The organism is Pseudomonas sp. TZ252, assembly GCF_056110345.1.
The window spans coordinates 4,497,098-4,518,379 of the sequence record NZ_CM148566.1; the positions used below are offsets into that span (position 1 = coordinate 4,497,098).

Genomic DNA, 21,282 nt, shown 5'->3' on the forward strand with positions numbered 1-21,282 from the left:
GGGGGTCGCATGAGTGCCATGAACCAGCATCAGCAAAACAAGGCGAGTCTGCTCGAACGCCTGATCTTCAACAACCGGCCGGTGGTGATCTTCCTCTGCGTGCTGGTCAGCGTCTTCCTGTTCTACCAGGCCACCCAGGTGCGGCCGTCCACCAGCTTCGAGAAGATGATCCCGCTGGAGCACCCGTTCATCCAGAAAATGCTCGAGCACCGCAACGACCTGGCCAACCTCGGCAACACCGTGCGCATCTCGGTGGAGGCGGTGAACGGCGACATCTTCACCAAGGAGTACATGGAGACGCTCCGGCAGATCCATGACGAGGTGTTCTACATCCCCGGCGTCGACCGTTCCGGCCTGAAGTCGTTGTGGAGCCCCAGCGTGCGCTGGACCGAAGTGACCGAGGAAGGCTTCGCCGGCGGCGAGGTGATCCCGCAGACCTACGACGGTTCGCCGCGGGCGCTGGAGGAACTGCGCAACAACGTGCTCAAGTCCGGGCAGATCGGCCGCCTGGTGGCGAACAACTTCAAGTCGAGCATCGTCGACGTACCGCTGCTGGAGATGTACCCGAACCCGAAGAACCAGAGCGAACTGATCAAGCTCGACTACCGCCAGTTCTCCCATGAGCTGGAAGAGAAGATCCGCGACAAGTACCAGTTGCAGAACCCCAACGTGAAGGTGCACATCGTCGGCTTCGCGAAGAAGGTCGGCGACCTGATCGACGGGCTGGTGATGGTGGTCGGCTTCTTCGGTATCTGCCTGCTGATCACCCTGGTCCTGCTGTACTGGTTCACCAAGTGCATCCGCAGCACCATCGCCGTGCTGATCACCACCCTGGTCGCGGTGCTCTGGCAGCTCGGCCTGCTCAACCTGGTCGGTTTCGGCCTCGATCCCTATTCGATGCTGGTGCCGTTCCTGATCTTCGCCATCGGTATTTCCCACGGCGTGCAGAAGATCAATGGCATCGCCTTGCAGTCCAGCGGCGCCGACAATGCGCTGATGGCGGCGCGGCTGACCTTCCGCCAACTGTTCCTGCCGGGGATGATCGCGATCCTCGCCGACGCCGTCGGCTTCATCACCCTGCTGGTGATCGACATCGGGGTGATCCGCGAGCTGGCCATCGGCGCCTCGATCGGCGTGGCGGTGATCGTCTTCACCAACCTGATCCTGCTGCCCGTGGCGATCTCCTACATCGGCATCAGCAAGAAGGCGGTGCAGCGCAGCAAGGATGACGCGGTGCGCGAGCACCCGTTCTGGCGCCTGCTGTCGAACTTCGCCAGCCCGAAGGTGGCCCCGGTGTCCATCGCCATCGCCCTGCTGATGCTCGGCGGCGGCCTCTGGTATGGCAAGCACCTGAAGATCGGCGACCTCGACCAGGGTGCGCCGGAACTGCGTCCCGACTCGCGCTACAACCTCGACAACGACTTCATCATCCGCAACTACTCGACCAGTTCGGACGTGCTGGTGGTGATGGTCAAGACCTCCCCGGAAGGCTGCTCCACCCACCAGGCCCTGGCGGCCATGGACGAGCTGGCCTGGAAGCTGGAGAACACCGAGGGCGTGCAGTCGGCGATCTCGATGGTCACCGTGTCCAAGCAGGTGATCAAGGGGATGAACGAAGGCAACCTGAAATGGGAGACCCTGTCGCGCAACCAGGACGTGCTGAACAACTCCATCGCCCGTGCCGACGGTCTCTACAACACCGACTGCTCGCTGGCGCCGCTGCTGGTCTTCCTCAACGACCACAAGGCCGAGACCCTCGACCGCGCGGTGGCGGCGGTGCAGGCCTTCGCCGCGGAGAACGACAAGGACGACCTGCAGTTCCAGCTGGCCGCCGGCAACGCCGGGATCGAGGCTGCCACCAACGAGGTGATCAAGCAGTCCGAACTGATCATCCTGGTGCTGGTGTACATCTGCGTGGCGGCCATGTGCATGATCACCTTCCGTTCCTTCGCCGCGACCCTCTGCATCGTCCTGCCGCTGATCCTCACCTCGGTTCTCGGCAACGCGCTGATGGCGGCGCTGGGCATCGGCGTGAAGGTCGCGACCCTGCCGGTGATCGCCCTCGGCGTCGGCATCGGGGTGGACTACGGGATCTACATCTACACCCGCCTGGAGTCTTTCCTGCGCATGGGCCTGCCGTTGCAGGAGGCCTACTACGAGACCCTCCGCTCCACCGGCAAGGCGGTGCTGTTCACCGGCCTGTGCCTGGCGATCGGCGTGGCCACCTGGATCTTCTCGGCGATCAAGTTCCAGGCCGACATGGGCCTGATGCTGACCTTCATGCTGCTCTGGAACATGTTCGGCGCCCTCTGGCTGCTGCCGGCCCTGGCGCGTTTCCTGATCAACCCGGCCAAGCTGCAGGCCAGGAAGGCCTCGGTGTTCGCTCACTGAGTCGCGCCGAGCCCCGCCAAGACCGCGGCCCAGGCCGCGGTTTTTTTGTGCGGAGGAAGGCCGTCGCGCTTCAGTCCGGCGTGGCGGGGAACAGCAGCTCGCAGCGGAAGCGCTGCTCGTCGCTGCTGTAATGCAGGCGCCAGCCGCTCTTCTGGCACAGGCGCTGGACCAGGTCGAGGCCCAGGCCATAACCGAACGCCATCGACTCCTCCGTGCCCTGGGCCGCACCGATGGGGTTGCTGATCAGCAGGCTGCGGTCGCGCACGACGATTTCCACCACGCCCTCGTCGCTGTACTGCAGGGCGTTGCGCAGCAGGTTGCCGATGATGATCCGTGCGCGGGTCTGCGGCAGGCTGTGTGGCTCCACGTCGAGGTGGAAGGTCAGGCCGCGGCGCTGGCTCAGCGCCTGCTGTTCCTCGAGCAGTTCCTCCAGCAGGCGGCCGACCTCGATGTGTCCGTCGTCGCGCAGTTCGCCGCTCTCGCGGCTGAGCCAGAGCAGGGTCTCGGTCATCTGCTGCATGCCCAGCGCCGAGCGGCGGATGCGTTGCAAGGCATGCGGGGAGGGCGCGCGGCCGGGTTGGTCGAGCAGCTCCAGGTTCATGCCGATCACCGCCAGCGGGGTGCGCAGCTCATGGCTGGCGTAGCGCAGGAAGCGTTCCTCGCGCTGGCTGAAGTCCTTGATCCGGGTCACGCTGTTCCACAGGGTATCCGCCAGCACGTTGAGTTCGCGGTAGTTGAAGCGCGGCCGCTGGCTGTCCGGGGCGAGGTCGTCGAGGGTCATCGACCAGCGCGTCAGCTTGCGCAACGGCGCGACGATGAACCAGACCAGCAGGCCGACGGCGGCCAGCGAAGGCAGGGTGACCGATAGGGTGACGATCCAGGTCTGCCTGACGCGGGCGTCGATGATGGCGTCGGACAGCGGCGTGTCGATGCTGCCGGCGGCGTCGTTGTCGTAGAGGTAGAGCGTCTTGCCGTCGGCCAGTGGCTGGCGGACCACCACGTAGGCATCGTCGCTGGGCGCGTCGTCATCCTCCTCTTCGTCATCGTCGTCCCAGTTGCCGAGCAGTTGCATGGCGCCGATGCTCTTGTAGGGCGGGGTGTCGAGCATCTCCCTGAGTTTCGGCGGCAGCCCCGCGGTGCCGACGCTGCCCTTGAAGTAGTAGCTGTCCGGCGCCGGCGTAGCCGGGTCTTCCTGGTAGCGCTGGGCGAAGTACAGCCCTTCCTCTTCCATCATCATGCTGAGCAGGTAGAGGGCGCCGGTCTCGCCGTAGTCGCCGAGCATGCGCGTGTAGACCAGCAACACCCCGGCGAGGATCAGGGTGACGCCGCCGCCGACGATGGGGATCAGGCTCAGGCCGCGTTTCATTTGCGCTCCAGCTGGAAGCCGACGCTGTGCAGGGTATGGATCAGAGGGGTGGCGAACCCCTTGTCGACGGTGCTGCGCAGGTGGTGCATGTGCACGTTGAGGGTGTTGCTTTCCGGCGGCTCGTCGCCCCAGACGCTGCGCCCCAGCTGCTCGCGGGTGACCAGCGCGGGGCTGGCGCGCATCAGGCACTCGAGGATCTTCCAGGCGGTGGGGGACAGCGCCAGGGGCGTGCCACCGCGGCTGGCCTGGCGGCTGTCGAGGTCCATCACCAGGTCGTCGACCTGCAGGCGCTGGGCCTGGCCGCTGCGGCGCCGGCTGAGGGCTTGCAGGCGGACCAGCAGCTCCGGCAGTTCGAAGGGCTTGAGCAGGTAGTCGTCGGCGCCGGCGTCGAAGCCGTCGAGCTTGTCCTGCAGGGTATCCAGGGCGGTGAGCATGAGTACCGGGGTCTGCAGGCCGGCTTCGCGTAGCTGGCGACAGACCTGCCGGCCGTTGATGCGCGGCAGCATGATGTCCAGCAGGATCACGTCGTAGCGGTTGGCGCGCGCCAGGTTGAGGCCGGCCTGGCCGTCGCGGGCGTGATCGCAGACCACCCCGGCGGCCTCGAGGTAGTCGATGACGGTGCCGGCGAGATCGAAGTTGTCTTCGACGACGAGTACGTGGATATGCATGGTATCTGTTCGCATGACGGATGGGACGCTGTGCCTGGTTCGCCGCGGGCGTTGCCCGCGCCTACTTGAGCACCTTGATCGGCTTCACCGGGGTGCCGTCGCTCCACTGGCCCATGCCGGTCTGCTCCGGCGTAGCGCCCAGGGCGTACTGGCGGTTGCGGTTGTAGAACGCCGCGTCGGTGAGGCCATCGAACAGCTTCCAGGTGCCGTACCAGTCGAGGGCGTCGATCACCAGCGGGTCGTGGCCGGTATAGCGGCCTTCGGCCTGCTGGACTTCGAGGCGCTTCTCGACGCGGTCGAGCAACCAGTCGCTGTCTTCTTCCTTCGGATACTGCGGGCCGAATACCGGCGCGGTGGGTGCCGCGTGGTTGGCCAGCAGCGGCGGAGCGCCGTGGCGATCGCTGCGCAGCAGCAGGAGGTTCTTGTCGCTGGGCGGAATGTGCCGGCTCTGGCGGTAGATGCGCTTGGCGTCGGTGCAGGCCACGTGGCTGTCCTCGTCGCCGCAGACCGCCAGCAGCAGGGTGCCCTTGGCCAGCCCCGACAGGCGTTCCTGGGCCACGCCGTCCCAGCGCTTGCCCTGGCTCTTGCCGGGCTCGACCACCATCAGCGCCTTCGCCGCCGGCAGCTTCAGGCGTTCGCTGGCGGCCGCCAGGTTGGCGGCGAGCAGTCCGCCGGCGGAGTGGCCGAGGTAGGCGACCTGGTTCAGCCGCGGGCGCACCCCCAGCTCGCCGGCCTGCAGGCGCCTGAGGGCGTCGCCGAGGGCGCCGGCGGCATTGTCGAGGAAGTCTGCGTTGGGCGTCTTCAGGTCCGGCTGGTAGCGCGGGTAGACCACCACCATGCCGCGGCGGACGATATGGTCGATCCAGGCGCGGTAGAGGTCCGGCTGCATCACGCTCCAGCCGTGCAGGAAGATCACCAGCGGAGCGTTGCCGGGGACCGGTTGCTCGGGGGTGAACACCCAGTATTCGCGAGCGCCTTCGCCGAAGTGCCACTGATGCACGCTGGCATGGCGATAGTCCGCGCCGCCCGGCCCTTCGGCCGGCTGCGTCGGCGGCGTGGGCGCGGTCGGCGGTTCGGCGGCCGTCGCGGCGTGGCCCAGGAGCAGGCCGCACAGGACGAGGTACAGGGTACGGAAGCGCATGCGGGCCCTCTTGCGGAATCGGAATGTCGTGCCAGTCCTAACCATAGCGCCGTTCAGCGCGGATAGAGCGGTGGCAGGCCGCCATTGTCGACCGCTCCCGCCGGCGCTTGTTCCGTGGTGGGCAGGGCGCGGATCGCCCGCCACAGGTCCTCGCCCTGCCAGGAATGGCCGCTCTCGCTGTACAGCGCGCCGTTGAGGCCATCCAGGGCGTCGGACAGCGGTACGAAGCGGGCCGCCATGTCGGCCAGGGTATCGGGTTGCTGACGGGCCCAGGCGTCCAAGGCCTGGCGGGTCGCCTGGGGATCGTTGGCCAGGCAGGCGCGGCGCAGCTCGTCGAGCAGGCTGCGGCTGCTCGGGCCGTTGGCCGCGGCGCGGATCACCGCCGGCAGCTGGCGGGCGCGCCACCAGAGGCCGAAGCCGAGCAGGGTGGTCAGGGCCAGCACGGCGGTAGCCAGTTGCCAGGGCCAGAGCGTCGGCTCCAGGCGTTCGCCGAGCGGCAGCGCCGCCGCCGGCGGCTCCGCCTCGGCCTGCGGCGCGGCGGCCACTTCCAGGGTGCGCGGTGGCAGGCTGGTGCGCTCCAGGCGGTCTTCGCGGGTGTTCCACCAGACCACTTCGAGCGCCGGCAACTCGATGCGCCCGGCCTGCTCGGGCACCAGCGCCTCGCGCTCCTCGCGACTGCCGATGAGGCCCTGGTCGGTGCTCTGGTCGGCCAGCTGCGGTTGGTCCGGGTAGCGCCGCAGGCCTTGCACGTCGGGCAGCGGCAACGGCGGAAGCTGGGTGCCGGAAAGCCCCTCGACCTTCAGCAGCACGTTGCGCGTCAGCGATTCGCCGACCTGTGCCTGCTCCGGCTGCGGGCTCCAGCTTTCGCTGATGCTCAGCGCGCGGGCCGGCATCCAGGGCGCGTCGGCCGGATAGTCGGCGGGCTTGGGCCGGACCTGCAGCGGGATGCTCGGCGAAGTCACCCGCATCTGCCGGCCGGGGCGCGGGCCGAAGGGGTTGTAGTCGTCGCTGCCACGGTCGACCAGGGTCGCACTGAAGGCTTGCGCAGGAATCTCCAGGGTGCCGCTCTTCTGCGGGAAGATCGCGTAGCGCACCTCGATCACGCCGTGGCGGATGCCGTTGATCTCCTTCTCGTAGGTGCGCGCCTCGCCGAGCTGTTCGACCTTCGCGTCGTTCATCGCCAGCGGGGTCAGGCTGCTGTCGTCGTATAGCGACACCGAGTGGTAGATGCGCAGGGTGAGGATCGCCTGGGCCTGCACGTAGACTGTCTCCTGGTCGACGCTGGCATCGATGAAGACCGGCGCCAGCTTGCTGCTCTTGGCGCGGTCGCGCGCCTCCAGTACGTGCAGCCTGATCGGCTGGGTGCTGCTGGCGCCGAGGCTGATCGGCGGGATCGCCACGTAGCCGCTCTGCTTCGGCAGGAGGGTGACGATCCAGCGGGTGGTGGCCTGGGCCCGGCCGTTCTGCGTGGCGAGACGGTTGACCTGGCGCGTGCCGAGGACCTCGAAGAGGGCGTCCAGCGGGCTCAGGTCGGGTTTGCCGAAGAGGGTCGGGTCGTCCGATTCCAGCGTCAGTTCGACGCTTTCCCCTTCGGTCAGGCGGGCGCGGTCGACGCTGGCGCTGAAGCTGGCATGGGCGGAAACGCAGAGGAGCGCGAGAAGCAGGCTGCAGAACAGGCGGATCATGGCGTGGCTTCCTGGCGTTGCTGCTGTTGGTACCAGAACTTGCGCCGCAGCAATTCGGCGGGATCGTCGGGAATCTGTCGCAGCCATTGCTCGAGGGCCTGGCGACGTTCGTCGTCGAGTCCGTCGTCGGCTTCCTCGTCGCCCGTCCGCTCGTCCTCGGCGTTGGGCTGCGGCTGCGCTTGGCCGGGTGCTCCGGCGGTCTTCTCGCCTTCGTCTTCCGGCAGGCTGGTCGAGGGCGCCGCGGCCTGGGCCTTCTGCGCATCGACGGTCGCCGCGTCGCGCGGCGGCCGCTGGCTGCTTCCGGATGGCGGGCTCTGCTGGCTCGCTTCCTGGCGCTGTTCCTTGTTCTCGCCGGCCTGCTGCTGCGCCGCCTGTTCCTGGCGTTGGCGCAGCAGTTCCTCGACCAGGGCCTTGTTGCGTTGCGCGGCGACCAGTTGCGGCTGGCGCTCCAGGGCTTGTTCGTAGGCGTCGACGGCGGCTTCCAGTTCGCCCTGGCGGGCCAGGGCGTTGCCACGGTTGTAGTGATCGTCGGCCTGGTCGCCTTGGGCGAAGGCCTGGGCCGCGGCGGCGTAGTCGCGGGCCTGGTAGAGCGACAGGCCTTTCCAGCGGAAGTCCTCGAAGCGCTTCGCCGCCTCGTCCGCCTGGCCCCGTTGCAACAGGCGCTGGCCTTGCTGGTCCGGACGCAGCCAGAGGTCTTCGAACTGGAAGGCCATGGCCGGTTGCGGCAGGCTCAGCATCAACAGCGGCAGGCAGAACAGCCAGCCGCGCCGTCCGGCACAGGCGGCCAGCAGGAGCAGCGGCAGGAGCAGCCAGTAACCCTGGTCGGCCCAGCGCTGCAGGCGCAGCAGGGCGTTCTCGCGATCTTCCTCCAGCGTGCCGCCGCGGGCCAGCAGGCCGAGGCTGTCGAGGTCGCGGTCGTTCGGCCGCAGGCGCTGGTAGCCGGCGCCGATCTCCGCGGCGAAGCGGCGCAGCCCGCTTTCGTCGAGCCTGGGCAGGAGGATGCCGCCCTGGTCGTCCTTGAGGAAGCTGCCATCCTCCTGCTGCACCGGAGCGCCCTTCGGCGTGCCGACGCCGAGCACGGCGAGGCGCGCCGCCCGGTGCTCAAGGGCGCTGCGGATGCCCTGGCGCTCGGGTTCGCTCAGCTCGCTGGTCAGCAGCAGCAGGCGGCCGCGGCCCTGGGCGCCCTGTTCCAGCAGGTCGAGGGCCTGGCGCACGGCGAGGTCGGCGCGCTGGCCGGGCTCGGGCATGATCGAAGGTTTCAGGGCGTCGAGCAGGTTGCGCGCGGTGAGCTGGTCGTCCGACAGCGGCACCAGGGTATGCGCGCTGCCGGCGTAGACGACGATCGCGGTCTGCGCGTCGTTGCGCGTGCGAAGCAGGTCGAGCAGCTTGCGCCGGGCCTGCTCCAGGCGGGTCGGCGACAGGTCGCCGGCAAGCATCCCGGGAGTCAGCTGGAGGATCGCCACCAGCGGGTCGCTACGCTTCATCGAGGGCTGTTCCAGTTGCTGCCAACTGGGCCCGAGCAAGGCCAGCAGGGCCAGCAGCCAGGCGATGCCGAGGCAGATCCAGGGCATGCGGTTCTGCCGCCCGGCGCCGCCGACCAGCAGCCAGGGCTGGAAGGCCGTCGGCAACAGCAACTGCCAGCGTCCGGCACGACGCTGGCGATGCAGCAGCTTCCACAGCAACCAGCCAAGCAGCGGCGCCAGCAGCAGCCAGTAGGGGCGCAGCCAGTGCGGCCAGGCGTCCAGCAACAGGTTCATGGTTGCCTCCCGGAACGGCGGCGCGGCCAGGTCCGGTTTTCCCGTGGCCAGAGTTCCAGCGCCACCAGCAGCACACTCAGGCCGAGGGCGGCGGCCAGCGGCCAACTGTACAGCGCCAGGGCCGGGCGCGCCCGGGTAGTCTGCTGGGCGACCGGTTCGAGGCGGTCGAGGGTCGCGGAAATGCTTTCCAGCTCGGCGCTGGATCGCGCGCGGAAGTATTCGCCGCCAGTGCTCTCGGCGATACCGCGCAGGGTCGGCTCGTCGAGATCGAGCCCCGGGTTGAAGCCGAACAGGCCGGGCACGCCGCCTTGCTGCGGGTCGGCGCCGATGCCGATGGTGTAGATCTTCACCTGTTGCTCGGCGGCCAGTTGCGCGGCGATCTGCGGGGCTATCTGTCCGCCGGTGTTGGCGCCGTCGGTGATCAGCACCAGCACCCGGCTTTCCGCAGGCCGCTGGCGCAGGCGCTTGACCGCCAGGCCGATGGCGTCGCCGATCGCCGTGTTCTTGCCGGCGATGCCGATCTGCGCCTCGTCCAGCCAGACCCGCACGGTGTGCCGGTCGAAGGTCAGCGGCGCCTGCAGGTAGGCCTGGCTGCCGAACAGGATCAGGCCGACGCGGTCGCCACGACGGTCTTCGATGAAGTCGCCGAAGAGTTTCTTGATCAGTTCCAGGCGGCTGATCTCGTCGTCCTGCCAGCGCATGTCGCGGTAGTCCATGGAACCGGAGACATCCACCGCGAGCAGCAGGTCGCGGCCGCTGGCGGGTAGCGGCAGGGGGTCGCCGACCCACTGCGGGCGGGCCGCGGCGAGCAGCAGGAGGAACCAGAGCAGGGCGAAGCGCACCTGCTGCCGCCAGGCCGGCAGGCGTGCGCGGGCACGACGTCCGGCGAGGCTTTCGAGTTCGTCGAGGAAGCTCACCTTGAGCGCCGCCTCGCCGCTGTCGGCGGCCGGCAGCACCAGACGCAGCAGCCAGGGCAACGGGGCGAGGGCGAAGACCCAGGGCCAGGCGAACTCAAACATGCTTGCGAATCCAGGTGGCGACGGCGGCGTCGAGGCCGTCCACGGCCTTGTCGTCGAGGGTGCAGTCGGCGCGGTAGCCGCCTTCCACCAGGATCATCCAGCGGGTCAGGCCGGCGGCCGGGCAACGGTTGTCGAGGAACGCCAGCCAGGCGCGGCCGCTGAGGGCGTGGCTGCCGCTATCTGGCCAGCGCGCCCTGCAGACCCGCTTGAGCAGGCCGTTGATGGCTTGCAGCCAGGGTCCGGCGGAAGCCCTGCCGTAGGGCTTGGCAAGCGCCGCCAGTTCGGCCAGGGCCGCTTCGCGCAGCGGATCCAGCGGCGCTTCGCCGCGGGTGGCGATGGTGCGCCGCGGCAGGTGCCGGCGCAGTCGCCAGAGCCCCCAGCCGAGCAACGGCAGCAGGGCGGCCAGCAACCACCAGCCGGGCGCCGGCGGCCACCAGCCGACGGGCGGGGGGGCGATCAGCGGTTCCAGCCGGTCGAGCGGGTTCATGCGCGATACCCCGGCTGGTGTTGTTCCAGCAGGTCCCGCAACTGCTCCACCAGGTCTTCCTGGGTCGACAGCGGCAGCAGCGGCACGCCCAGTCGCTGGGCCAGCCGCTGCCAGCGCGCGCGGCGCGCCTCGGCCAGTTCGCGATAGGCCTGGCGCAGCTCGTCGGCGTGGGTGTCCAGCTCGAGGTCGGCGGCGCCTTCGCGGAAGCGCAGCAGTCCGGCGGCGGGAAGGGCATGGTCGAGCGGGTCGGACAGCGGCAGCAGCACCAGGTCGGTATGGCGTGCGATCAGGCTGAGTTGCTGCTCGGCGACGTCATTGAGGGTGCGCTCGTCGCACAGCACCAGGATCAGGCTGCCCGGGCGCAGCACTTCGCGGGCGCGGCGCAGGGCCAGGCCGAACAGTTCGCCAGGCCGCTCGGCCGGCGTCTCGCGCAGCTCGCGATTGGCCCGCAATAGCTGGTTGAACAGTTGCAGCAGGCTGTGCTTGCTGCGTCGCGGCTTGATTTCGTGGCAGTCGCGGTCGCTGAATACCAGGCCGCCGATACGGTCGTTGTGGGCCAGCGCCGACCAGCCGATGAAGGCCGCCGCGCGTGCCGCCAGCACCGCCTTGAAGCACAGGCCGGAGCCGAAGAACAGGCGCTGGCTCTGTTCGACCAGGACGAACACCGGTCGCTCGCGTTCCTCGTGGAACAGCTTGGTGTGCGGCTCGCGGGTGCGCGCGGTGACGCGCCAGTCGATGGTCCGTACGTCGTCGCCGGGCTGGTAGATGCGCACCTGGTCGAAGTCCACGCCGCGTCCGCGCAGGCGCGAGTGATGCAGGCCGACCAGTGGGCTGCGGCGGTTCTGCGAGGAGAACAGGCGCGCTTCGTGGAGCCGGTGGCGCATTTCCAGAAGCTCGTCGAGGCCCAGTTCGACGCCCGGGGCGGCGCTCAGCATGGCGGCGGCCTCAGGCCACGGCGACCACGTCGAGGATGCGCTGCACGACCCGGTCCTGGTCGATGCCGGCGGCTTCCGCCTCGAAGGTCAGGATCAGGCGATGGCGCAGCACGTCGAACAGCACCGCCTGGATGTCCTCGGGGCTGACGAAGTCGCGTCCGGCCAGCCAGGCGTGGGCGCGCGCGCAGCGGTCGAGGGCGATGGAGCCGCGCGGGCTGGCGCCGTAGGAGATCCATTCGGCGAGTTCCGCGTCGTGCTTGGCCGGGGTGCGGGTGGCCATGATCAGTTGCACCAGGTATTCCTCCACCGCGTCGGCCATGTACAGGCCGAGGATTTCCTGGCGCGCGGCGAAGATGGTTTCCTGGGTCACCCGGCGCTCCGGCCGGGCCTCGCCGTTCAGTGCCTCGCCACGCGCCTGCTGGAGGATGCGGCGTTCCACCGAGGCCTCCGGGTAGCCGATCTTGACGTGCATGAGGAAGCGGTCGAGCTGGGCTTCCGGCAACGGGTAGGTACCTTCCTGCTCGATCGGGTTCTGTGTCGCCATCACCAGGAACAGCTGTGGCAGGTCGTAGGTGCTGCGGCCGACCGAAACCTGGCGCTCGGCCATGGCTTCGAGCAGCGCCGACTGCACCTTGGCCGGGGCGCGGTTGATCTCGTCGGCCAGCACCAGGTGATGGAAGATCGGGCCTTGCTGGAACACGAAGGTGCCGGTCTCCGGACGGTAGATCTCGGTGCCGGTGATGTCGGCGGGGAGCAGGTCGGGAGTGAACTGGATACGGTGGAACTCGGCTTCGAGGCCTTCGGCGAGGTCCTTGATGGCCTTGGTCTTGGCCAGTCCCGGCGCGCCTTCCACCAGCAGGTGGCCGTCGGCTAGCAGCGCGATCAGCAGGCGGTCGACGAGTTTTTCCTGGCCGAGGATCTGGCTCGACAGGTAGCCCTTCAGTCCCTGCAGGGCGCTCTTGTGCTGCGTGCTTTCTGGCTCGTTGCTCATTGTCTGGACTACCGGTTCCAAGGCCTGCTGGGGTGTCGCTCGGTGGCGCACGGCGAGGCCGGCGCGCGCGGGCGGGGAGAAGGCTCCGCTCTGCGGCGGATGACGCCCCCCGATCCCGCACATGTTAGCGCACGGCGACTGCCTAGCGTACTCTCCGACGCTCGTGCCGCGCCTATTCGTGAACCCGCGCGGGTATGCCGGTGAAAAGCCTCCGCCTCTCGCCGTGACCTGCCTCGCGAAGCGCGGCGGATCGACGCGCCCGGGGAACTTCGCCGGCTCAGGCGGGTCGGTTTCCGCGATGCGAACAGCGAATGGACAGAGCGTTTGTCAGGAGCGACATTGCCGGGGCTTGCCCGGCGCAAGGGGGAGGGCCGCGCCCGGCGTGGGTGGCGGCGCTGGGTCGGTGGGCTGCTGTTGCTGCTCGGCGCGCTCGCCAGCGGATGTTCGAACGCGCCGCGCAACGCCGCCGGCGAGGACACCAGCCAGGGTTCGATGCGCGCTGGCGAATTCCTCCAGACCGATGCCGATCGCATGGCCACCCTGGCCATGCGCGACAACCTGCAAAGCCTCTACCAGTTGCTCTGGAAGCTGTACAAGCGCAATCCCGCCGAATGGAAGAAGACCGGCCTGCCGAGCCAGGCCGACGCCGAGCTGGCGATCCGCCGGGCCATCGAGCAGAACCGCGAACTCAGCGACCTGGGCGGCCGCCGCGACATCGCCGCACTGTCCTACTCCCTCGATCCGGCGTTCAAGGGCGACCGCGTCGGTGCCTTCATATACTCCCTGGCCAGCATGCTGATCACCGCCCATGGCGGGCGCACCGAGTTCTACGTCTACCAGGGGATCGACGCGCAGTACGTCTACAACGCCGCGCGCAACGTCGAGGTCGCCACCTGGATGCTGGCTACCCGCAAGGACGACAAGGGTGCCCCGTTGCTGCTTTCCAACGCCCTCACCGACGACGCCAGCAACCTCAGCTACGCCCGCGAGTTCGCCAAGATCGTCGCGCGCCTGGACCTGCTCGCCGAGGTGCTCGGCGAACGCTACCGGCGGATCAGCGTGAACTACGCCCAGGGACTGCTGTTCATGCATTTCCTGCCGGTGCAGTGAGCCGATGCTCCCGGGGTGAACGAATATGTCGCAGCACGGTAAGTGTTTTGCCTTGCCGGCTCGTTAAGCTCTGTCGGATATGACCGGCGGGTCGCTCGCCGAAAAGGGCGGTTGCCGGTCAGCCTTTGCTGTGCGCCTGCCTGCCTGGATTAATGCTCAGCTTCTGCTGAACTTCATGGACGCAGCGAGGGTCGGTCCGAAGGTGCGTTGCTCGCGACCTTTCCCGCGAACCGCTCGCCTCCATGAAATAACAAGCCAAGCGGAGTACAACCATGGCGTTCTTCACCGCGGCCAGCAAAGCCGATTTCCAGCATCAACTGCAGACGGCACTGGCGCAGCACCTCGGCGACAAGGCGTTACCACAAGTCACGCTGTTCGCCGAACAGTTCTTCAGCCTGATCTCCCTCGATGAACTGACCCAGCGTCGGCTTTCCGACCTGGTCGGTTGCACCCTTTCCGCCTGGCGCCTGCTGGAGCGCTTCGACCGCGACCAGCCCGAAGTCCGCGTATACAACCCCGACTACGAGAAGCACGGCTGGCAATCCACCCACACCGCGGTAGAAGTGCTGCACCCGGACCTGCCGTTCCTGGTCGACTCGGTGCGCATGGAACTGAACCGCCGCGGCTACAGCATCCATACCCTGCAGACCAACGTCCTCAGCGTGCGCCGCTCGGCCAAGGGCGAGCTGAAGGAAATCCTGCCCAAGGGTAGCCAGGGCAAGGACGTCAGCCAGGAATCGCTGATGTACCTGGAGATCGACCGTTGCGCCCACGCCGGCGAACTGCGGGCGCTCGAGAAGGCCATCCTGGAAGTGCTCGGTGAAGTACGCGTGACCGTCGCCGACTTCGAACCGATGAAGGCCAAGGCCCGCGAACTGCTGACCTGGCTTGGCAAGGCCAAGCTGAAGGTGCCGGCGGAGGAACTGAAGGAAGTACGCAGCTATCTCGAATGGCTGCTGGACAACCACTTCACCTTCCTCGGCTACGAGGAATTCAGCGTCGCCGACGAGGCCGACGGCGGGCGCATGGTCTACGACGAGAAATCCTTCCTCGGCCTGACCCGTCTGCTGCGTGCCGGCCTGAGCAAGGATGACCTGCACATCGAGGACTATGCCGTCGCCTACCTGCGCGAACCGGTCCTGCTGTCCTTCGCCAAGGCTGCCCATCCGAGCCGTGTGCACCGCCCGGCCTACCCGGACTACGTGTCGATCCGCGAGCTGGACGGCAAGGGCCGGGTGATCCGCGAGTGCCGCTTCATGGGCCTGTTCACCTCCTCGGTGTACAACGAGAGCGTCAACGACATCCCCTTCATCCGCGGCAAGGTCGCCGAAGTGATGCGGCGCTCCGGTTTCGACACCAAGGCCCACCTCGGCAAGGAACTGGCCCAGGTGCTGGAAGTACTGCCGCGCGACGACCTGTTCCAGACCCCGGTGGACGAGCTGTTCAGCACCGCCCTGGCGATCGTCCGCATCCAGGAGCGCAACAAGATCCGCGTGTTCCTGCGCAAGGACCCCTACGGTCGCTTCTGCTACTGCCTGGCCTACGTGCCGCGCGACGTGTATTCCACCGAGACGCGCCTGAAGATCCAGCAGGTCCTGATGGAGCGCCTGCAGGCCAGCGACTGCGAGTTCTGGACCTTCTTCTCCGAGTCGGTGCTGGCCCGCGTGCAGTTCATCCTCCGCGTCGACCCGAAGTCGCGCATCGACATCGACCCGGCGCGCCTGGAGGAAGAAGTGATCCAGGCCTGCCGTTCCTGGCAGGACGACTACAGCAGCCTGGTGGTGGAAAACCTCGGCGAGGCCAAGGGCACCAACGTCCTGGCCGACTTCCCGAAAGGCTTCCCGGCCGGCTACCGCGAGCGCTTCGCCCCGCACTTCGCGGTGGTCGACCTGCAGCACCTGCTCAGCCTCTCCGAGCAGCGCCCGCTGGTGATGAGCTTCTACCAGCCGCTGGCGCAGGGCGAGCAGCAACTGCACTGCAAGCTGTACCACGCCGACACCCCGCTGGCCCTGTCCGACGTCCTGCCGATCCTGGAGAACCTCGGCCTGCGCGTGCTCGGCGAATTCCCCTACCGCCTGCGCCACCAGAACGGCCGCGAATACTGGATCCACGACTTCGCCTTCACCTACGCCGAAGGGCTGGACGTGGACATCCAGCAGCTCAACGAGATCCTCCAGGACGCCTTCGTCCACATCGTCAGCGGCGACGCCGAGAACGACGCCTTCAACCGCCTGGTGCTGACCGCCAACCTGCCGTGGCGCGACGTCGCCCTGCTGCGTGCCTACGCGCGTTACCTGAAGCAGATCCGCCTGGGCTTCGACCTCGGCTACATCGCCAGTGCGCTGAATGCCCACACCGACATCGCCCGCGAGCTGGTGCGGCTGTTCAAGACCCGCTTCTACCTGGCGCGCAAACTCACCGCGGAAGACCTGGAAGACAAGCAACAGAAGCTGGAGCAGGCGATCCTCGGTGCCCTCGACGAAGTCCAGGTGCTCAACGAGGACCGCATCCTGCGGCGCTACCTCGACCTGATCAAGGCGACCCTGCGGACCAACTTCTACCAGCCCGACGGCAACGGCCAGAACAAGAGCTACTTCAGCTTCAAGTTCAACCCGAAGGCCATTCCGGAGCTGCCCAGGCCGGTGCCCAAGTACGAGATCTTCGTCTACTCGCCGCGCGTCGAGGGCGTGCACCTGCGCGGCGGCAAGGTGGCTCGCGGCGGCTTGCGCTGGTCGGACCGCGAGGAAGACTTCCGCACCGAGGTGCTCGGCCTGGTCAAGGCCCAGCAGGTGAAGAACGCGGTGATCGTGCCGGTCGGCGCCAAGGGCGGCTTCGTCCCGCGCCGCCTGCCGCTTGGCGGTAGCCGCGACGAGATCCAGGCCGAGGCGATCGCCTGCTACCGGATCTTCATTTCCGGCCTGCTCGATATCACCGACAACCTCAAGGAAGGCGAAGTGGTGCCGCCGGCCAACGTGGTCCGCCACGACGAGGACGATCCCTACCTGGTGGTCGCCGCGGACAAGGGCACGGCGACCTTCTCCGACATCGCCAACGGCATCGCCGCCGAGTACGGCTTCTGGCTCGGCGACGCCTTCGCCTCGGGCGGCTCCGCCGGCTACGACCACAAGGGCATGGGGATTACCGCCAAGGGCGCCTGGGTCAGCGTGCAACGGCACTTCCGCGAGCGCGGCATCGACGTGCAGAAGGACAACATCAGCGTCATCGGCATCGGCGACATGGCCGGCGACGTGTTCGGCAACGGCCTGCTGATGTCGGACAAGCTGCAACTGGTGGCCGCCTTCAACCACATGCATATCTTCATCGACCCGAACCCGGACGCCGCCAGCAGCTTCGTCGAGCGCCAGCGCCTGTTCAACCTGCCGCGTTCGAGCTGGGCCGACTACGACGCCAAGCTGATCTCCGCCGGCGGCGGGATCTTCCTGCGCAGCGCCAAGAGCATCGCCATCACCCCGGAAATGAAGGCGCGCTTCGACATCCAGGCCGACAGGCTGGCGCCCACCGAGCTGATCCATGCGCTGCTCAAGGCGCCGGTCGACCTGCTCTGGAACGGCGGGATCGGCACCTACGTGAAGTCGAGCAAGGAAACCCACGCCGATGTCGGCGACAAGGCCAACGACGGTCTGCGCGTCGACGGCCGCGAGCTGCGCGCGAAGGTGGTGGGCGAGGGCGGCAACCTGGGCATGACCCAACTGGCGCGGGTCGAGTTCGGCCTGCACGGCGGTGCCAACAACACCGACTTCATCGACAACGCCGGTGGCGTGGACTGCTCCGACCATGAGGTCAACATCAAGATCCTGCTCAACGAAGTGGTGCAGGCCGGCGACATGACCGAGAAGCAGCGCAACGCGCTGCTGGTGAAGATGACCGACGCGGTCGGCGCCCTGGTGCTGGGCAACAACTACAAGCAGACCCAGGCGCTGTCCCTGGCGCAACGTCGCGCCCGCGAGCGGATCGCCGAGTACAAGCGGCTGATGGGCGACCTCGAGGCGCGTGGCAAGCTCGATCGCGCCCTGGAGTTCCTGCCTTCCGACGAGGAGCTGGCGGAACGCATCAGTGCCGGCCAGGGGCTGACCCGCGCCGAGCTGTCGGTGCTGATCTCCTACAGCAAGATCGACCTCAAGGAATCGCTGCTGAAATCGCTGGTGCCGGACGACGACTACCTGACCCGCGACATGGAGACCGCCTTCCCGGCATTGCTGGCGGAGAAGTTCGGCGACGCCATGCGCCGCCATCGCCTGAAGCGCGAGATCGTCAGCACGCAGATCGCCAACGACCTGGTCAACCACATGGGCATCACCTTCGTGCAGCGCCTGAAGGAGTCCACCGGCATGAGCGCGGCCAACGTCGCCGGGGCCTACGTGATCGTCCGCGACGTGTTCCACCTGCCGCACTGGTTCCGCCAGATCGAGAACCTCGACTACCAGGTGCCCGCTGATATCCAGCTGACCCTGATGGACGAACTGATGCGTCTCGGTCGCCGCGCCACCCGCTGGTTCCTCCGCAGCCGCCGCAACGAGCTGGACGCGGCGCGCGACGTGGCCCACTTCGGCCCGCGCATCGCCGCCCTCGGCCTGAAGCTCAACGAGCTGCTCGAAGGGCCGACCCGCGAGCTGTGGCAGGCGCGCTACCAGACCTACGTCGACGCCGGCGTGCCGGAACTGCTGGCACGCATGGTGGCCGGTACCAGCCACTTGTACACGCTGCTGCCGATCATCGAGGCGTCCGACGTGACCGGCCAGGACACCGCGGAAGTGGCCAAGGCCTATTTCGCCGTGGGCAGCGCGCTGGACCTGACCTGGTACCTGCAACAGATCACCAACCTGCCGGTGGAGAACAACTGGCAGGCGCTGGCCCGCGAGGCGTTCCGCGACGACCTCGACTGGCAGCAGCGGGCGATCACCGTCTCGGTGTTGCAGATGCAGGACGGACCGAAGGAGGTCGAGGCTCGCGTCGGCCTGTGGCTGGAACAGCACCTGCCGCTGGTCGAGCGCTGGCGGGCGATGCTGGTCGAACTGCGTGCCGCGTCGGGTACCGACTACGCCATGTACGCCGTGGCCAACCGCGAGCTGATGGACCTGGCGCAGAGCAGCCAGCACGGTGTCTGCATCCCCTGATGCGACCGGACTGACGGCAAGCAAGAGCCCCGCCCTAGTGCGGGGCTCTTTCATTTCAGCTGTCGTGCCGTCGGTCGGGTCCCATGGCGGGCGGCGTTGGATGTGTTATTTTGCTATGAAAATATAGCTATGATTATGTAGATAAATATGCCCACCAACCAGGATCTCCAACTGGCAGCGCATCTGCGCAGCCAGGTCACCACCCTGACCCGCCGCCTGCGTCGCGAGGCGCAGGCCGATCCGGTGCAATTCTCGCAACTGGTCGTGCTTGGCGCGATCGACCGCCTTGGCGGCGACGTCACACCTTCCGAGCTGGCCGCCGCCGAGCGGATGCGCTCGTCGAATCTGGCCGCGCTGCTGCGCGAACTGGAACGCGGAGGGCTGATCGTCCGTCACGCCGATCCGCAAGATGGGCGCAGAACCCGCGTGTCGCTGAGCTCGGAGGGCCGGCGAAATCTCTACGGCAACCGCGCCAAGCGCGAAGAATGGCTGGTGCGTGCCATGCACGCCTGTCTCGACGAGAGCGAGCGCGCCCTGCTGGCGGCGGCCGGTCCGTTGCTGACACGCCTGGCGCAATTCGAGGAGCCCTGAATCCAGGGCTTTGGGTTCCGGCAGATGGAAGAGGAGTTCCCGATGAACACAGCACTGATCGGTCTCGACTACATCGTCGATATCATGCATCCCGACGGTAGGATTGCCCGCTGTGCAGAACAGGCCGCCTTGCGTGGCGTGGTCGCGCGTTTCAACCGCGCTCTCGCCGTCGCCGAGCAGCGTGGCTGGCTGCGGATCGCGGTGAGGGTGGGCTTCGAGCCCGGCTATCCGGACCTGCCGGAACATTCGCCGATCTTCGCTGCCGCGCAGGCACTCGGCGCTCTCGACCTCTGCGGGCGCGGTTGCGCATTTCATCCTGACCTGAAGCGGGATGCCGTGCAGATGGAAGTGCTCAAGCCGCGCATCAGCGCCTTCTATGCCACGCGCCTGGAGGCCGTGTTGCGGGCGAGGCGGATCGAGCGCCTGGTGCTCGCCGGTGTCAGTACGACCTGGGCTGTGCAGGCCGCCGCGCGCGATGCGCACGATCGCGACTACCAAGTGCTGGTGTTGGAGGAGGCCTGCGCGGCGGCCAGCGACGAGGAGCACCGGCGCTCCATCGAGGTCCTGGGCGGCATCGCGCGGATCGTCACGCTCGACCAGTTGGCAGCGCTCTAGGCGGCGCGTCGTGTGTGCGCCTCGCTGACACGCCTGTTCGACGGCCGCGCCATGGGGCGCGCGCTCGCCGTGTCGCTGCCGCTGTTCGTGCTCTACAGCGCCAGCGGCGATGCCAACTGGCTGCTGGCGAATATCGCGACGATCTCCGTGGCGGTCGTCGTCGAGCGGGTCGGTAGCGCACCGCTCGCGGCGCTCGGCCAGGGGGTGGCGATCATCCTCGGCTTTCTCGGCCTGTCGTTCGCGCTCGCCTGGGGAGCGGCGTTTGCCATCGCTTGCGCAGCGCTCGCCGCTGCTGCTGTCGCGCTATCCGGCCTGGATACGCGCTTGCGCACGCTGGGCAATTTCGTCTTTATTCCTGTGCTCTATCTGGCCTGCGAGGTTGCCGCGACGCACCGCGCTGCGCTGTCCCTGGTGCCGTATCTCGTCGTCGCGATGCTACCATCGGTGGCGCTCGCCGGTGTCGATACCTTGCGCCACGCAGCGCTCGCACGCCGTTACGGCACCCTGCTGCGCTGGCGTGGGGCGCACTTGACGGGCCACGCGGCCGCGCATGACGAGCTGCTCCAGGCTGTGTTGGCGGTCACACTCGCCGTAGCCTGCAGCGCGACCTTGGTGGCGTGGCGGCACATCGAATACGGCCAGTGGGCGATCTGGTCGTCCGCCAGCGTGGTTACCGGCAATGCCGCCAGCGCGCACCTGAAGCTGCGCGATCGCGGGCTTGGCGCGCTGCTCGGCGTACCGCTCGGCCTCGCGGTAGGGGCCGCTCTACCGCATGTTCTATTGGTCCACACCTTGGCGACTCTTGCCTCGGTCCTCACCCTCGTCGGATTCCGTCACTACGCGACAGGCTTTGCCGCGCGTTGCGCGTGCATCGCCTGCGCCTCCTGGGCGATTCAGCAGTCGCCCCTGGTCGCCTCGCTGCGGGTCGCCGAAGTACTGGCGGGTGGGGCGATAGGCGTCGCCTCGGTGTGGCTGGTGCGGTTCCTCGCACGCAACTGAAGGCGGTGCGACCGCACGCGCGTGCGCCAAATGCCCGGCGCCTTTCGTTGGCCGGAAAAGACAACCTGTTTCACGGATTTAATAAATATTTAGTTATTAGCGAACGGCATCTACCGAACCGATGGGTCTAGACGAAGTGACTTCCGGGGGCTTCCGGAGGGCCGTCGACTTTCCTGATGAAGTGCGTGAAACCTGGGCTTTCCACTTTGCCACACCGGTGTCTCGGAAAGCGCGGAGTTGACCTGCAAAGCGTCACGGGCAGGCAAAAGGACACCATGGCGTCATGTATGTGCCTAAAAATTGACAGTTTCCGCTTAAAAATTTAGCAATTAGCATATTTAGTCATTAGATTGACGTTAATCGCCTGCGGCTGCTTTGGCTGTGCCCGCACT

15 protein-coding genes are annotated in these 21,282 nt (G+C 67.5%); 6 read left to right on the top strand and 9 right to left on the bottom strand.

All coding sequences use genetic code 11. The features are described 5' to 3' along the window. Positions 1-9 precede the first annotated feature (9 nt). Positions 10-2,391, top strand: a complete 2,382-nt coding sequence (locus ACYAF3_RS20875) for an efflux RND transporter permease subunit (RefSeq protein ID WP_003122448.1) — start codon at positions 10-12, stop codon at positions 2,389-2,391. A gap of 70 nt (positions 2,392-2,461) precedes the next feature. On the opposite strand, the gene cprS is transcribed toward ACYAF3_RS20875, so the two are convergent. The 9 genes from cprS to ACYAF3_RS20920 form a co-directional block, all read right to left on the bottom strand. Next, positions 2,462-3,757, bottom strand: coding sequence for a cationic peptide sensor histidine kinase CprS (cprS, locus tag ACYAF3_RS20880; RefSeq protein WP_003105000.1), 1,296 nt, complete (start codon positions 3,755-3,757; stop codon positions 2,462-2,464). Next, on the bottom strand, positions 3,754-4,425 hold the full coding sequence (cprR, locus tag ACYAF3_RS20885) for a cationic peptide response regulator transcription factor CprR (RefSeq protein ID WP_003091311.1): 672 nt from the start codon (positions 4,423-4,425) through the stop codon (positions 3,754-3,756). Before cprR ends, cprS begins: the two co-directional genes overlap by 4 nt. Positions 4,426-4,486: 61 nt before the next feature. Further along, entirely contained in the window at positions 4,487-5,566 is a 1,080-nt protein-coding gene (locus ACYAF3_RS20890) for an alpha/beta hydrolase fold domain-containing protein (protein WP_003105002.1), read from the bottom strand. 53 nt (positions 5,567-5,619) lie between these two features. Next, positions 5,620-7,251 carry a BatD family protein gene (locus ACYAF3_RS20895; protein WP_003113945.1) on the bottom strand — a complete coding sequence of 544 codons (1,632 nt, stop codon included), beginning with the start codon at positions 7,249-7,251 and terminating at the stop codon, positions 5,620-5,622. Then, positions 7,248-9,008 carry a VWA domain-containing protein gene (locus ACYAF3_RS20900; RefSeq protein ID WP_003119769.1) on the bottom strand — a complete coding sequence of 587 codons (1,761 nt, stop codon included), beginning with the start codon at positions 9,006-9,008 and terminating at the stop codon, positions 7,248-7,250. The genes ACYAF3_RS20895 and ACYAF3_RS20900 overlap by 4 nt, the downstream gene beginning before the upstream one ends. Further along, complete coding sequence (locus tag ACYAF3_RS20905; protein ID WP_004350938.1) at positions 9,005-10,027, bottom strand: vWA domain-containing protein; 1,023 nt, start codon at positions 10,025-10,027, stop codon at positions 9,005-9,007. The genes ACYAF3_RS20900 and ACYAF3_RS20905 overlap by 4 nt, the downstream gene beginning before the upstream one ends. Next, positions 10,020-10,514: a DUF4381 domain-containing protein gene (locus ACYAF3_RS20910; protein WP_003107434.1), complete on the bottom strand. Its 495-nt coding sequence runs from the start codon at positions 10,512-10,514 to the stop codon at positions 10,020-10,022. Before ACYAF3_RS20910 ends, ACYAF3_RS20905 begins: the two co-directional genes overlap by 8 nt. Continuing rightward, on the bottom strand, positions 10,511-11,449 hold the full coding sequence (locus ACYAF3_RS20915) for a DUF58 domain-containing protein (protein WP_003091295.1): 939 nt from the start codon (positions 11,447-11,449) through the stop codon (positions 10,511-10,513). Before ACYAF3_RS20915 ends, ACYAF3_RS20910 begins: the two co-directional genes overlap by 4 nt. Positions 11,450-11,459: 10 nt before the next feature. Continuing rightward, the gene (locus ACYAF3_RS20920) at positions 11,460-12,440 is read right to left on the bottom strand and encodes an AAA family ATPase (RefSeq protein ID WP_003103494.1); all 981 of its coding nucleotides are present in this window, start codon (positions 12,438-12,440) and stop codon (positions 11,460-11,462) included. A 339-nt stretch (positions 12,441-12,779) separates the two neighbouring features. On the opposite strand from ACYAF3_RS20920, the gene ACYAF3_RS20925 reads away from it, so the two are divergent. The 5 genes from ACYAF3_RS20925 to ACYAF3_RS20945 all read left to right on the top strand — a co-directional run bounded on the left by ACYAF3_RS20925 (position 12,780) and on the right by ACYAF3_RS20945 (position 20,890). Further along, the gene (locus tag ACYAF3_RS20925; protein ID WP_003091293.1) at positions 12,780-13,550 is read left to right on the top strand and encodes a hypothetical protein; all 771 of its coding nucleotides are present in this window, start codon (positions 12,780-12,782) and stop codon (positions 13,548-13,550) included. A gap of 272 nt (positions 13,551-13,822) precedes the next feature. Further along, complete coding sequence (gene gdhB / locus ACYAF3_RS20930) at positions 13,823-18,685, top strand: NAD-glutamate dehydrogenase GdhB (protein WP_003103491.1); 4,863 nt, start codon at positions 13,823-13,825, stop codon at positions 18,683-18,685. 147 nt (positions 18,686-18,832) lie between these two features. Then, a complete protein-coding gene (locus tag ACYAF3_RS20935; RefSeq protein WP_003109601.1) occupies positions 18,833-19,276 on the top strand; it encodes a MarR family winged helix-turn-helix transcriptional regulator in 444 nt (147 codons plus the stop codon). Between the two features lie 42 nt (positions 19,277-19,318). Then, positions 19,319-19,891 carry a cysteine hydrolase family protein gene (locus ACYAF3_RS20940; protein WP_003103486.1) on the top strand — a complete coding sequence of 191 codons (573 nt, stop codon included), beginning with the start codon at positions 19,319-19,321 and terminating at the stop codon, positions 19,889-19,891. A gap of 12 nt (positions 19,892-19,903) precedes the next feature. Beyond that, the gene (locus ACYAF3_RS20945; RefSeq protein WP_031756479.1) at positions 19,904-20,890 is read left to right on the top strand and encodes an FUSC family protein; all 987 of its coding nucleotides are present in this window, start codon (positions 19,904-19,906) and stop codon (positions 20,888-20,890) included. The last annotated feature ends 392 nt before the right edge of the window (positions 20,891-21,282 follow it).

Coding starts and splice junctions, on each gene's coding strand:
- ACYAF3_RS20875 (WP_003122448.1), top strand. CDS start 10: ATGAGTGCCATGAACCAGCATCAGCAAAACAAGGCGAGTCTGCTCGAA.
- cprS (WP_003105000.1), bottom strand. CDS start 3,757: ATGAAACGCGGCCTGAGCCTGATCCCCATCGTCGGCGGCGGCGTCACC.
- cprR (WP_003091311.1), bottom strand. CDS start 4,425: ATGCATATCCACGTACTCGTCGTCGAAGACAACTTCGATCTCGCCGGC.
- ACYAF3_RS20890 (WP_003105002.1), bottom strand. CDS start 5,566: ATGCGCTTCCGTACCCTGTACCTCGTCCTGTGCGGCCTGCTCCTGGGC.
- ACYAF3_RS20895 (WP_003113945.1), bottom strand. CDS start 7,251: ATGATCCGCCTGTTCTGCAGCCTGCTTCTCGCGCTCCTCTGCGTTTCC.
- ACYAF3_RS20900 (WP_003119769.1), bottom strand. CDS start 9,008: ATGAACCTGTTGCTGGACGCCTGGCCGCACTGGCTGCGCCCCTACTGG.
- ACYAF3_RS20905 (WP_004350938.1), bottom strand. CDS start 10,027: ATGTTTGAGTTCGCCTGGCCCTGGGTCTTCGCCCTCGCCCCGTTGCCC.
- ACYAF3_RS20910 (WP_003107434.1), bottom strand. CDS start 10,514: ATGAACCCGCTCGACCGGCTGGAACCGCTGATCGCCCCCCCGCCCGTC.
- ACYAF3_RS20915 (WP_003091295.1), bottom strand. CDS start 11,449: ATGCTGAGCGCCGCCCCGGGCGTCGAACTGGGCCTCGACGAGCTTCTG.
- ACYAF3_RS20920 (WP_003103494.1), bottom strand. CDS start 12,440: ATGAGCAACGAGCCAGAAAGCACGCAGCACAAGAGCGCCCTGCAGGGA.
- gdhB (WP_003103491.1), top strand. CDS start 13,823: ATGGCGTTCTTCACCGCGGCCAGCAAAGCCGATTTCCAGCATCAACTG.
- ACYAF3_RS20935 (WP_003109601.1), top strand. CDS start 18,833: ATGCCCACCAACCAGGATCTCCAACTGGCAGCGCATCTGCGCAGCCAG.
- ACYAF3_RS20940 (WP_003103486.1), top strand. CDS start 19,319: ATGAACACAGCACTGATCGGTCTCGACTACATCGTCGATATCATGCAT.